The 11,853-nt window shown below is 69.6% G+C and carries 14 protein-coding genes; 6 read left to right on the top strand and 8 right to left on the bottom strand.

Annotation, left to right across the window (positions count from 1 at the left end):
* Positions 1-75 precede the first annotated feature (75 nt).
* Positions 76-273 (top strand): RNA-binding S4 domain-containing protein, encoded by a 198-nt coding sequence (locus BR07_RS27010; protein WP_027505902.1) that lies wholly within the window; start codon positions 76-78, stop codon positions 271-273.
* A gap of 8 nt (positions 274-281) precedes the next feature.
* Here the strand turns inward: BR07_RS27010 and rraA are convergent, their stop codons facing one another.
* Positions 282-776: a ribonuclease E activity regulator RraA gene (rraA, locus tag BR07_RS0113520; RefSeq protein WP_027505901.1), complete on the bottom strand. Its 495-nt coding sequence runs from the start codon at positions 774-776 to the stop codon at positions 282-284.
* A gap of 138 nt (positions 777-914) precedes the next feature.
* On the opposite strand from rraA, the gene BR07_RS0113515 reads away from it, so the two are divergent.
* Complete coding sequence (locus BR07_RS0113515) at positions 915-1,214, top strand: DUF6480 family protein (protein WP_231476342.1); 300 nt, start codon at positions 915-917, stop codon at positions 1,212-1,214.
* 62 nt (positions 1,215-1,276) lie between these two features.
* On the opposite strand, the gene BR07_RS0113510 is transcribed toward BR07_RS0113515, so the two are convergent.
* On the bottom strand, positions 1,277-2,044 hold the full coding sequence (locus BR07_RS0113510; protein ID WP_027505899.1) for a MerR family transcriptional regulator: 768 nt from the start codon (positions 2,042-2,044) through the stop codon (positions 1,277-1,279).
* Between the two features lie 170 nt (positions 2,045-2,214).
* Between BR07_RS0113510 and BR07_RS0113505 the strand changes: the two genes are divergently transcribed.
* From BR07_RS0113505 to BR07_RS0113495, 3 genes are all read left to right on the top strand, one after another.
* Entirely contained in the window at positions 2,215-3,759 is a 1,545-nt protein-coding gene (locus BR07_RS0113505) for a succinic semialdehyde dehydrogenase (RefSeq protein WP_027505898.1), read from the top strand.
* Between the two features lie 126 nt (positions 3,760-3,885).
* Entirely contained in the window at positions 3,886-5,313 is a 1,428-nt protein-coding gene (locus BR07_RS0113500; RefSeq protein WP_027505897.1) for a hemolysin family protein, read from the top strand.
* Positions 5,310-6,326, top strand: a complete 1,017-nt coding sequence (locus BR07_RS0113495; protein WP_027505896.1) for a CNNM domain-containing protein — start codon at positions 5,310-5,312, stop codon at positions 6,324-6,326. Before BR07_RS0113500 ends, BR07_RS0113495 begins: the two co-directional genes overlap by 4 nt.
* On the opposite strand, the gene BR07_RS0113490 is transcribed toward BR07_RS0113495, so the two are convergent.
* Genes BR07_RS0113490 through BR07_RS0113470 form a run of 5 tightly spaced genes read right to left on the bottom strand, consistent with a single transcriptional unit; the run spans position 6,327 to position 9,644 of the window.
* Positions 6,327-7,262 (bottom strand): CopD family protein, encoded by a 936-nt coding sequence (locus tag BR07_RS0113490; RefSeq protein ID WP_027505895.1) that lies wholly within the window; start codon positions 7,260-7,262, stop codon positions 6,327-6,329.
* 3 nt (positions 7,263-7,265) lie between these two features.
* A complete protein-coding gene (locus BR07_RS0113485; RefSeq protein WP_027505894.1) occupies positions 7,266-7,772 on the bottom strand; it encodes a copper resistance CopC family protein in 507 nt (168 codons plus the stop codon).
* The gene (locus BR07_RS0113480; RefSeq protein WP_027505893.1) at positions 7,769-8,434 is read right to left on the bottom strand and encodes a YcnI family copper-binding membrane protein; all 666 of its coding nucleotides are present in this window, start codon (positions 8,432-8,434) and stop codon (positions 7,769-7,771) included. The genes BR07_RS0113485 and BR07_RS0113480 overlap by 4 nt, the downstream gene beginning before the upstream one ends.
* A 16-nt stretch (positions 8,435-8,450) precedes the next feature.
* On the bottom strand, positions 8,451-8,948 hold the full coding sequence (locus tag BR07_RS24550) for a hypothetical protein (protein ID WP_155957037.1): 498 nt from the start codon (positions 8,946-8,948) through the stop codon (positions 8,451-8,453).
* A 57-nt stretch (positions 8,949-9,005) separates the two neighbouring features.
* Complete coding sequence (locus BR07_RS0113470) at positions 9,006-9,644, bottom strand: DUF6474 family protein (RefSeq protein ID WP_027505892.1); 639 nt, start codon at positions 9,642-9,644, stop codon at positions 9,006-9,008.
* A 152-nt stretch (positions 9,645-9,796) separates the two neighbouring features.
* Between BR07_RS0113470 and BR07_RS0113465 the strand changes: the two genes are divergently transcribed.
* Entirely contained in the window at positions 9,797-11,428 is a 1,632-nt protein-coding gene (locus BR07_RS0113465; protein WP_197027802.1) for a TM0106 family RecB-like putative nuclease, read from the top strand.
* Between the two features lie 115 nt (positions 11,429-11,543).
* Here the strand turns inward: BR07_RS0113465 and BR07_RS0113460 are convergent.
* A partial coding sequence (locus BR07_RS0113460; protein WP_027505890.1) for an SDR family oxidoreductase occupies positions 11,544-11,853 on the bottom strand: 310 nt, incomplete at its 5' end.

Below are 11,853 nucleotides of genomic sequence, written 5' to 3'. Positions count from 1 at the left end.
AGGCCGGAGGCCGGCCGGGGTCATGCGGGAAGGCCGGAGGACGGCCGGGATCACTGCAGCGATCGAACGGTCGAGATCCGCGACGAGGTGATCAGGCTGGGGCAGTTCCTCAAGCTGGCCGACCTCATCGAGTCGGGGTCCGAGGCGAAGGCCGTCATCGCGGACGGTCTCGTCGAAGTCAACGGTGAGACCGAACTGCGCCGAGGACGTCAGCTCCGTGCGGGCGACACCGTCACCGTCGGCGGGGTGTCCGCCCGCGTCGCTCAGGCCTGAGCTGCCGGTCAGCCCTGAGGCGGGAGGGGTTGCGCCGCGACGACGACACCGTCGTCGTCGCTGTAGACGAACTCGCCGGGGATGAAGGTGACTCCGCCGAACTCGACTGTGACGTTCTTCTCACCCGACCCTGTCTGCGTGCTCTTGCGCGGGTTGGTTCCCAGCGCCTTCACCCCGATGGCGAGAGTCGCCAGGATGGCCGAGTCGCGCACGGCACCGTTGACGATGACGCCCGCCCACCCGTTGTCCACACCGCGCCCGGCGATGATGTCGCCGACGAGGGCGGTGTGGACACTCGCGTCGCCGTCGACCACCAGGACTCCGCCGTTGCCGGGCTCCGACAATGTCTGCTTGACCAGCAAGTTGTCCTGAAAGCAGCGAATGGTGGTGATGGGTCCGCAGAACTCCCGCACGGCCCCGAGCTGACGGAACTGCGTGTCGCAGCTCCGGATGTCCGGCCCGATGGTGTCGGCGAGATCGGCGGTCGCGATGAAGGTGCTCATGGCGTCACAGGCTAGCGGCAGTCCTACGGCACGTCGGGTCACGCTGTCGGGGACACCCGCCGGGGCGGCGGTTGGTGCGTCGGCGGTTCGGTCCCTCGAGGTCGATTGGACGGTGCAGGTCGGGGGAACCCGCACGTCATGAGTACAAGTCACGACGGCAACGACGGTCACACCGGTGACGAGACTGCGCGCGACGCCACCCGAGAGGACCACCCCATGTCCGGCCAGAACCCCGATCCCGCAGAGACTGCAGGACTCGAACCCGGTGGCAGCATCGTGCCGGGTGACACGCCGCCGGACTCCACGTCGGCCGCGGGTCCCAATCATGAACCGCCCCAGCGCACTCGGACACCCGCGATCGTGTTCCTGGTCGCGGTCGGCGTCGTCGTGGTGCTGATCGTCCTCGGTGTCGTGGGCCGGATCGCGGGCCTCGTCTAGAGCCGCCCGACAGAACTGACGACGGAGCACGTGGCCTCTCGGCCTCGTGCTCCGTCCGTGTGTCAGGCCCCGTTCTCGCGGGCGTTCGCTCCGACGACGGCGACGATCCACTCCGCCAGCCCGGCGGCCCGCCCGTCGTAGTGCGCGCGGAACCGCTCGTCGGCGGTGTACATCCCGGCCACGCAGACATGCATCGCGTGATCGCAGTCGTAGAAACGGTCGATCGACGCTCGGTGGCGTTCCGCGAGGACGTCGGCCTCGTCCGAACCGGGCTCCACGCCGCGGAGCATCGCTGCCGCGAGATCAGCCTCGAGTTGTTCGGTGTCGGCCTTGATCGCACGCCAGTCGTCGGCCGACATCGCGGCGGTGCGCTCCGTGCTCTGGGCCCACGCGTCGGTGGTTCCCCAGCGCTCGCGGGCCTCGTCCTCGTACTTCTCGCCGGCCCAGTCGTCGCCCCATATCTCACGCTGCTCGGCCGGGGTCAGGTTCGTACCCATCGTCTTCCTCTCGATCACGGTGTCCACGGCGTTAGCCATGGCTGTCAGGTGAGCGATGCGCCGGTCGAGCAGGGTGCGCTGCCGTCGGAGATGCTCAAGCGCGTCCGCGGCGGGATCGTCGAGTATCTCCTTGATCTCGGTCAGCGGGAACCCGAGTTCGCGATAGGTCAGCACGGAGTACAGGCGCTCCACGTCCTGCGAGGAGTAGGTGCGGTATCCCGCAGGAGACCTGCCGCCGGGCACCACCAGCCCCACCGCGTCGTAGTGGTGCAGGGTGCGCACGCTGACGTCTGCCAGCGCGGCGACCTGTCCCACGGTCAGTGCATCGTTCACACCGGTCACTGTCCTGCCTCCCGTTGCGTGAGGGTCAAGCACAATCTTGGCCCGATCCGCCGAGGCGTCCGGTCGGGGGCTGTGTCCGAACGCACTCCTGGCGTACCGTGTCGATACCGACGGTGTATCCGTCAACCGTCGTCACACTCATCCGCCACTGGGAGATACGCATGTCAGCGCCGACCGCAGACACGTTCACACGACTCGTCGCCCTCGCCTCGGTCGCACCGGGCCGGGAGACCAAGCCCGTCATCGAGGTGTTCACCGGCCGCGAGATGGCGACCATCCCCGTCGGCACCCGCGACGACGTGCTGGCGGCGAACGACAAGGTCCGCGCAGCCCAGAAGCGGTGGGCGACGACGTCCATCGCAGATCGAGCGAAGATCCTCCACAAGTATCGCGACCTCGTGTTGAAGCACCGGGCGTCGCTCATCGACCTGGCGCAGGCAGAGACCGGGAAGTCCCGGTCCGCCGCCCAGGAGGAGGTCCTCGACATCGCGATGACGGCGCGGCACTACGCGCGGGTCTCCGGCGAACTGCTGAAGAGCAAGCGCGTCAAGGGCATGCTTCCCGTGCTGACCAAGACGCAGGTCAACTACCAGCCCAAAGGCATCGTCGGCATCATCTCGCCGTGGAACTACCCGATGACCCTCGCGGTGTCCGATGCCATCCCGGCTCTGATGGCCGGCAACGGCATCGTGCTGAAGCCGGACAGCCAGACGCCGTACTGCGCGCTCGCATGTGTCGAACTGCTCTACCAGGCCGGTCTGCCCCGTGACCTCTTCGCCGTGGTTCCCGGCCCCGGATCGGTGGTGGGCACCGCCATCGTCGACACCTCCGACTACCTGATGTTCACGGGTTCCACCGCCACCGGCCAGCTTCTCGCCGAGCAGACCGGTCGGCGACTCATCGGGTTCTCCGCCGAGCTCGGCGGCAAGAACGCCATGATCGTCGCCGCCGGCGCCAAGATCCCCGAGGTGGTCGACGCGGCCGTCCGTGCCTGCTTCTCCAACTCCGGTCAGCTCTGCATCTCCATCGAGCGCATCTACGTCGAGAAGTCGATCGCCGACAAGTTCACCGCCGCGTTCGGTGAGCGGGTGCGCCGCATGACGCTGGCCGCCACGTACGAGTTCGGGGTCGAGATGGGCAGCCTCATCTCGGAGGACCAGGTCAAGGCCATCTCGAACCACGTGGACGATGCGAAGGTGAAGGGTGCGACCGTGGTCGCCGGCGGCAAGGCACGCCCCGACATCGGCCCGCTGTTCTACGAGCCCACCGTGCTCACCGGCGTGACCGACGACATGGAGTGCTGGGGAGCCGAGACGTTCGGTCCCCTCGTCTCCATCTACCCCGTCGCCAGTGTCGACGAGGCTGTCGAGCGGGCCAACGCCACCGAGTACGGACTGAACGCCAGCGTGTGGGCGAAGACGAAGGCGCAGGGCGAGGCCATCGCCGCGCGACTGCACGCCGGCACCGTGAACGTGGACGAGGGGTACGCGCCGACCTGGGGAAGCACCGGTGCGCCGATGGGCGGCATGGGTGTCTCGGGCGTCGGTCGTCGACACGGACCGGACGGCGTCCTGAAGTACACCGAGTCGCAGACCGTCTCCACGACGCGCCTGATCAACCTCGGCGGACGACGGCTGCCTCCGAAGCTCTGGGCGAAGACGTTGCCGATCTTCATCCGGGCGCTGAAGTACGTGCCGGGACGGTAGCGGCGCGCATCCCGTAGAATCGGGCGAAACACCCGCAGCGACTAGAGGACGAATGGACAGCGACAAACCCGGGCCGGTCATGGCCCCCCTCGTATCGACCGATGCGACCAGGGCGGTGACCGGCACATGAGCGAGTTGTTGACGCTTCTCCTCGGTATCGTCGTCGTCGTCGGAATCACCGCCGGCACAGGCTATTTCGTGGCCCAGGAATTCGCCTACATGACCGTGGACCGGTCGAGGCTCGAAGCGCGCTCGAAGGCGGGTGACACCGTCGCCGCGCGCACCCTGGCCGTCACGAAGCGCACGTCCTTCATGCTGTCGGGCGCTCAGTTGGGCATCACCGTCACCGGCCTGCTCGTCGGTAACTTCGCCGAGCCGCTCATCGGACAGTCCCTCGGGACTCTGCTCGGCGGCGTCGGCATTCCGAGCGGTGTCGGACTCGCCGTCGGTGCGGTGACGGCGCTGGTGGTGTCGACGTTCGTGCAGATGCTCTTCGGCGAGCTGTTCCCCAAGAACTTCGCCATCGCCCGCCCCGAACCCGTCGCGCGATGGCTCTCGCTGTCGACGACGATCTACCTCAAGCTGTTCGGCTGGCTCATCCGTATCTTCGACGCCTCGTCCAACGCGCTGCTGAAGGCGCTGAAGATCGAGCCGGTCCACGACGTCGAGCACTCGGCGACCCCGCGCGACCTCGAACACATCGTGGCCGAGAGCCGGGGCACCGGTGACCTGCCCGAGGAGCTGTCCACACTGCTCGACCGCATCCTCGACTTCCCCACCCAGACCACGGGTCACGCGATGATCCCCCGCGCGAAGGTGGCGACGGTGCGCTCCGACTCCACCATCGCCGAGGTGCGCGCCCTCATGAGCGTCGAGCACTCGCGGTATCCGGTGCTCCATGCCGACGACTCGATCGAGGGCGTCGTGCACCTGCGCGACGTGCTCGCCACCGACCTGCCCGGCGACACACCGGTCGCCGTGCTGTCCCGCGACGCACTGGTGCTCCCCGAGACCCAGATGCTCCCCGACGCCATGGGGGAGCTTCGCGCGTCGAAGAACCAACTCGCCTGCGTCATCGACGAATACGGCTCCTTCACCGGTGTCGTCACCATCGAGGACCTGGCCGAGGAGCTCGTCGGCGAGATCACCGACGAGCACGACGACGCCGACGGCGCGGAACCCGTGCCCGGCGACGACGGTGTGTGGACGGTGGCCGGCGACGTCCACCTCGACGAGGTGGAACGTGCTCTGGACCGCGAACTTCCGGAGGGTGACATCGAGACCATCGCCGGACTGGCCATAAGCGTCCACGGATCGCTTCCCGAGGTCGGCGACGTCATCGAACTGGAGCTGCCCATCGACCCCGGTGACCTCGCGACCGACGCCGAACCGCCCCGACGGTTCCTCGTCATGAGGATTCAGGAGATCGACAACCACGTGCCGTCGTCGGTCACGCTCGAGGTCGTCGAGCGTGGCGGGAAGGCCGGAGGCCGGCCTGAATCAGACACGGCCTCGAATGATTCGACCGCGGTCGAGACGGAGAGTGCGCTGTGAGCAACCCCCTGGTGTTCCTCGTCGTCACCGTCGGCCTGATCGCGCTCAGCGCCTTCTTCGTCGCCGTCGAGTTCGCGCTCCTCGCCGCCAAGCGGCACCGGCTCGAGGACGCGGCGGCCGATTCGCGGTCGGCGCGCGCCGCGCTCCGCAGTTCCACCGAGCTCACGGTGCTGCTCGCCGGCTCGCAGCTGGGTATCACGTTGTGCACGTTGGCACTCGGTGCGTTCACCAAGCCCGCCGTGCACTACTGGCTCCGGCCGCTGTTCGAGTCACTCGGTCTGCCCTACTGGGCATCCGACGTGCTCGGCTTCGTCCTGGCCCTGATCATCGTGACCTTCCTGCACCTGGTCGTCGGCGAGATGGCGCCGAAGTCGTGGGCCATCGCGCATCCCGAGAAGTCGGCGACGATGCTCGCGATCCCGATGCGTGTCTTCATGTTCTTCACCCGCCCGATCCTGGTGTCGCTCAACGGGATGGCGAATGCACTGCTGCGCCGGGCCGGTGTGGAGCCGGCCGATCAGGTGATGTCGGGCCAGAACCCGGACGATCTCGAGCAGCTGGTCGCGCACTCGGTGAGTGTCGGATCGCTGGACAAGGGCTACTCGGATCAGCTCTCGAGTGCGCTGGAACTGCAGAAGCTCACGGTGGCGGACCTCGTGCGCATCGATTCCGAGCCCACCGCGGTGGCGACGACGGCGACGGTCGCCGACGTGCGGGCGGCGTCGCTGCGCACGGGCCATCTGCGCATCCTCGTGCGGGACGGCGCCGACGTGATCGGTCTGGTCCACGTGCGGGACACGTTGCAGGCGGAGGACTCCCGCTCGGTGGACGACTTCGTGCGACCGGCCTTCGAGCTCGACGCCGCCGCGCCCGTGTACGTCGCGCTCGCGGAGATGCGGGAGACCCGCAACCATCTCGCGGTGGTGCGCGACGGCGGTGCGGTGGTCGGTGTCATCACCATGTCGGACGTGCTCGTCCGGTTGTTGCCCAGCGCGGACCCGCTGCCCGCGTGATCAGGCCGTGGCCGCCAGTGCGGCGGCCACGCCGAACGCCACGGCCATCGCCGCGGTCTCGACGACGGCACGCCGCGTCGAGACCGTGGCGTGCGTGGTGTGGGCACCGATGACGCTCACCCACGTGCGCCGTCGCCACCACCCGCCGATCACCAGGCCGACCAGCAGGACCGACTTGAGCAGGATCAGCCGCCCGTAGTCGGTGTCGACCAGGGCGGTCACCGAGGTGAGCCGCACGGCGGCGTTGACGACACCGGTGACGGCGACGGCGACCACACACCACAGCGCGGCCGCCGAGTAGCGCGGGAGCAGATCCGCCCAGGCGGTCCGTGACCGCAGGGTCACCGCCATCGCGACCAGCAGCCCGAGCCACACCGATGCCGCCACGACGTGCACGGCGACGAGCAGCGCGCCGACGGCTTGCTGCGCCATGTGGCCGGTCATCGGGCGAGCGATGAGGGCGACGGCGGTGGGTACGACGACGACGATGCCGGAGACTTCCAGATCGGTGCGGAGGGCAGTGGCCGCCAGCACGGCCATCGCGAGCGCGACGACCACGACCGCGGAGCCGATCCGGCCGTTCGCGATGTTCTGGACGTAGTCGGTGAACGTGCCGAGCGACACCGCGGTGGCGCTGACGGCATCGGACCGCGCCGCCCCCAGCACCAGCAGCGTGACCTCGGAGACTGCCCAGCACGCGGCCGCGACGAGGGCGCCGCGCCACGCGAGGTGGTCGTCGACGTGCCGGGAATCGCGGGCCCACAGGATCAGCAGACCGAACCCGAGCACCACGGCACCGGCGACGTCGGCACCGGTCCGCACGAGGGAGTCGAGCGGAAGGTCGGAGGGCGCCAGTACGAGGGCGGCGATCACTCCGAGCAGTGCAGCCGGAACGACGGCGAGCGGTGACCACCGCGCCGTCGTCGTTCCGGCCACGACTCAGTTCTTCTTCCGCAGAGCGAACGCGAGACCGCCGAGGAACACCACCGCGGCGGCGATCAGGAACGGCCAGAGCGGCACACCGCCCCCCGACTCGGTCGAGGACGCGCCGGCGTCGGCCGCGGGACCGGGGGTCCCGGTGCCGGCCGTCGTCAGCTCGAATGTCCGCGTACCGCTCACGGGGTGGCCGTCGGCGGACGTGACGCGGAACGCGATGGTGTACGTGCCCGTCGGCCCGAGCTCTCGGAGGTCCACCGCGACGGTGGAACCCGACACCCGCGGGTCACCGTCGGACCAGAGGTTGCCGTCGGGACCGACGACGGTCAGCGAGGCGAACTGCGACTGCACGGCCTCGTTGAACGTCACCGTCGCCTCCGCCGGACCCTGATCGACGGAACTCTCGTTCTCGGGGGAGCTGGACACCACCACCGAGTGCGCGGACGCCGTCGAGGTGCCGAGCAGCAGCGCCGCGGCGAGGGCGAGCAGCAGAGCGAGGAACCGGCTCACGAGCGTCGACTCCGCACCGTGGCGCCGATCCCGAGTGCGGCACCGAGTGCTCCGAGAACCAGGCCGATCCCGCCGAGCCACCGGGCCGTGGTGTCGGACGACGACGCGGCGGCCTCGGTGGTCGAGGACGCTGACGACACCGTGGGGCTGCTGTGATGATCGCCGCTGCTCGCCGCGAGTTCCAGTGTGGGAGCCGGCAGTTCCGGCTCGGTACCGTCCTCCGGTGTCGGCTGGTCCCAGTTCACGACCTCGCCGTCACTGTAGGTCTGGCGGGCCGGGAAGGACACGCTCTCCTCCTCCGGCAGGGGGCCGGCCGAGAGCTGGAACTGCTCGAACTGTCCGGGCCCGACACCGGGGTTGCCGGGATCCGCCGTCCAGGTGACCGAGGTGGCCAGTTCGTCCGCCGAGCGTTCGACGACGGCCGTCCAGCCGGGCATGGGCTGCGTGCGGGCCGAGGTGAGGCCGGGCAGCTGGACGGTGACGGAGGTGGTGGACGCCGCCTCCGACTCGGTCGGCACCCGGAAGGTGAGAACGCCGTATCCACCCTGTGCCGCGTCCGGAGCGGACACGACGACGTGGGCGGACGCCAGTCCTGCGGAGGCGAGGAGGGCGGCGGCGGTGAGGACACTCGTGCCCAGGGCACGCGTGGAGAAGCTGGTCATGACAGATGTCTTCCGTTCAGGTGAGGGAGTACCGCGGTGTGAGTGGCTGCACGAGCACCTGCGGTGGTCCTCTCCTGGAGACGGCGGACAGAACGGGTACGGGAACGGGCCGATCGAGCGGCGCGGTGGCGGTGACGGGTCGGGGGCGACGCGGCGGCGAGAACGTGAGCTGCGGTGCGCGCAGCACCGACGTGATCGCGGCGAACAGCCGCTCCGACGAGGCGACCAGGACTGCGCCGACACCGACGGCGACGGCGTGCGCCGCGAGCATCGACGCGTCGAGCGGGTGGGCGTGTTCCGCGACGGCGGCCAGTGCCTCGTGCGCGACGACCTGTCCGCCCACGAGCCACAGGAGGACCGGGAGGGGGCCGGTCCGGGCGGTTCCGACACCGGCGGCGAGCACGCCCGCACCGATCGCGACGGCGAGCAGCAGGGAGAGAGCGGACGAGGTGGGCACGCCACCACCGCCGACACCGTGCGCGGCGACGGCGAGCGTGGCCGTGAGTGCTCCCACGGCACCACCACGCCACACGCGCGTGCGCTCGGTCCCCATCGTCGACTCAGGCAGGGATCAGCGCACGCCGAGGCGCGCGAGGATGTCGGCCTCGATGCCGTCGAGCTCGTCGGAGATGGCGCCGTGAGCCAGCTTGCGGCGCGACGGCGGCATCTGCTCGGCGGCGTGCACCGCGGTGGTGAGCTCGGTCAGGCGCGACCGGATCGCATCGGCGAAGGCGCCCGTCTCGGCGTCCTGGTGCGACGCGGCGACCTCGGCGACGGAACGCTCGGCACCGACGATGCGAGCGCTGAGCTTCGCGCCGTGTCCGGTGTACTGGCCGAGCTCCTTCACGTCGACGCCGATGCGGCCGGCCCGGTACTGGTCGAGCTGACCCCGCAGGAGGGTCGCCGCGCGGTACGCGATCGGCACGAGGACGGGGGCCAGGACGCGACCGATGCCGACGTACTTGCGCACCTTCGCCGCGTTGATCTTGCCTTCGCGCGCGGCCTTCTCCCGTGCGGCCAGGGTCCTGATGTGCGCCTGATCCACCTTCTGTTGGCTGGTCAGTGCCTTGGCGTCGTTCTTCGCCAGCTTCTTCAGATGCTTGCGCTCGTTCCGGGCGGTGTACTTCGCCTCGAGGCCCGCCTTGTGGCGCAGGGCCTTGGCCTCGGCCTTCCGGGTCGCACGGCGAGAACGCTTCTTGCGCAGAGCCATGGTGTACGTGCCCCTATCGTGTCCGACTACGTCGCCAGAACGCTCCGACCGGATGACCGACGAGCGCCTGAATGCCTGCCGCCAGCCTATCGGTCCGCTCCGGGTGCGCTGCATCCGCGTGAGGTGTCGGCCCGTGGATCTACGCTGCGAGAATGTCCCACGTCGTGCCGCCCCCCGCTCCGGCGTCCGGCCCCTCCGTGCTGATCGACGCGTCGTCGCTCACCCGGTGCCGCCACCGCGTGTATCTCGACACCGCCTACCGCTCTCTGCTCGTCGACACCGCGGAGGACGCGGGGGTGCAGATGCGCCGGGAGGCGGCCGCCGCGTACCGAGCCGAGATCCGGGACACCCTGGTCGCCGCGGATCCGCAGTCGTGGGTGGTGGTCTCCCCGTCGATGTCCCGCTCGATGCAGGTCCGCGCCACCCGCGCGGCGTGCGAGTCCGGTGTCGAGCGCATCTGGAACGCGACCTTCGCCGACGACGAGGACGCCGGTCGGCGTGGCCGGTGCGACATGCTGGTGCGCGATCCGGACGGCGGGTACATCCCGGTACTGGTGGTCAACCACAAGGTCACCGATCCGGGAAGCGGCGCGGTGACCACGCCGTTCACGTCGTGGGCCCCCGCTCTCGATCCCACGCGCAAGGTGCGACCGCAGTTACGGGACCAGTTGGCGGCCGTGCACGTGCATCGGCTCCTGGGCCGCATCGGTCAGGCCGGTGTGTCGGCGCGAGCCGGTGTCATCGGCTTCGGTGCCGAGGTGATGCTCGTGCACGATCTGACGGCGGTCGAGGCGGAGTACGACACGCGCTTCGGTGACCGACTGGCCATCGCGTCGGGCTCGGTCGTCACGTCGCCGTCGAAGGTGTCGGAATGTCGGTCCTGTCCGTGGTGGTCCGAGTGCGGGGAGACCCTGCGGCGCACGCGGGACGTCTCGCTGGTGGCGGCGGGGTCGCGAGCGGACGCCCTGCGGTCCGCGGGCATCGTCACCATCGACGACCTGGCGGACTGGACGGGCGGCGTGCCCGACGAGTGGCCGCACGGCGACTTCGACGAGACGGTCGTCATCGCCCGTGCATGGATCGCCGACCTGCCGCTCGTCCGGCGCCGTGACACCGTGACGGTCCAGCGGGCGGACGTCGAGGTGGACGTCGACATGGAGAGCTACCAGGAGCACGGCGCCTACATGTGGGGAACGCTCCTCGACCGGCGGGACGGTGCCGAGCCGCAGTACCGCGCCTTCGTGACGTGGGAACCGGTTCCCACGATGGACGAGGCGCGCTCGTTCGGCGAGTTCTGGTCCTGGATGCAGGGCGTGCGTGCGGACGCGCACGCGGAGGGCCTGACGTTCGCGGCCTACTGCTACTCGCGCGCCGCCGAGGACAAATGGCTGCTGGGATCCGCGCGGCGGTTCGCCGGCATGCCCGGTGTCCCCACCGAGGCCGAGGTGCGGGAGTTCATCGACGGGCCGGACTGGGTCGACATCTACATCGCGGTGTCCCAGAACTTCGTGTGTCCGTCGGGCAAGGGCCTCAAGAAGGTCGCACCGGTCGCGGGCTTCCACTGGCGGGACGACGAGGCGGGCGGCGAGGCGTCGATGGCCTGGTACCGCCGCGCGGTGGGATACGACGGAGACGTCGACGCGTCGCAACGCACGCGGTTGCTCGAGTACAACGAGGACGACGTGCAGGCCACCCGCGCGCTGCGGGTCTGGATGGACGGGGCGGCCGCGCGGGAGATTCCGACTGCGGACGAGCTCGGCGGGATTTCCTCTGTAACGAAGTGAAACGCTCGCCATCGCTACCAGTCGGGGGTTGGCAGCGACGACGAGCGTCTCGAGATGTGATTCGTCCCAGTACCCGGTGTGGATGGGTGGTGACGAAAAACTTTTTCTCGACCAGTTACCGCGGTGCCATCCGGAGTGCGCCGTCCATGCGGATGGTCTCGCCGTTGAGGTAGTCGTGCTCGACGATCATCTGTGCGAGCTGCGCGTACTCGGTGGGCTGAGCGAGTCGGGACGGGAACGGGACGCCCGCCTCGAGGCCGGCGCGGTATTCCGGGGTGACGCCGGCGAGCATCGGGGTGTCGACGATGCCGGGGGCGATGGTGTTGACGCGGATGCCCACCTGCGCGAGGTCACGCGCCGCGGGGACGGTCATGCCGTGCACGCCGCCCTTGGACGCGGAGTAGGCGATCTGACCGATCTGGCCC

Source organism: Rhodococcus sp. UNC23MFCrub1.1 (assembly GCF_000686025.1).
Lineage (GTDB): Bacteria > Actinomycetota > Actinomycetes > Mycobacteriales > Mycobacteriaceae > Rhodococcoides.
This window is presented reverse-complemented; position numbering and strand designations above follow the sequence as displayed.

Excerpts from the sequence above, each read along its gene's own strand:
- BR07_RS0113505 (WP_027505898.1), top strand. The coding sequence starts at position 2,215 with ATGTCAGCGCCGACCGCAGACACGTTCACACGACTCGTCGCCCTCGCC.
- BR07_RS0113480 (WP_027505893.1), bottom strand. The coding sequence starts at position 8,434 with ATGACCAGCTTCTCCACGCGTGCCCTGGGCACGAGTGTCCTCACCGCC.
- BR07_RS0113470 (WP_027505892.1), bottom strand. The coding sequence starts at position 9,644 with ATGGCTCTGCGCAAGAAGCGTTCTCGCCGTGCGACCCGGAAGGCCGAG.
- BR07_RS0113515 (WP_231476342.1), top strand. The coding sequence starts at position 915 with ATGAGTACAAGTCACGACGGCAACGACGGTCACACCGGTGACGAGACT.
- BR07_RS0113465 (WP_197027802.1), top strand. The coding sequence starts at position 9,797 with ATGTCCCACGTCGTGCCGCCCCCCGCTCCGGCGTCCGGCCCCTCCGTG.
- rraA (WP_027505901.1), bottom strand. The coding sequence starts at position 776 with ATGAGCACCTTCATCGCGACCGCCGATCTCGCCGACACCATCGGGCCG.
- BR07_RS0113500 (WP_027505897.1), top strand. The coding sequence starts at position 3,886 with ATGAGCGAGTTGTTGACGCTTCTCCTCGGTATCGTCGTCGTCGTCGGA.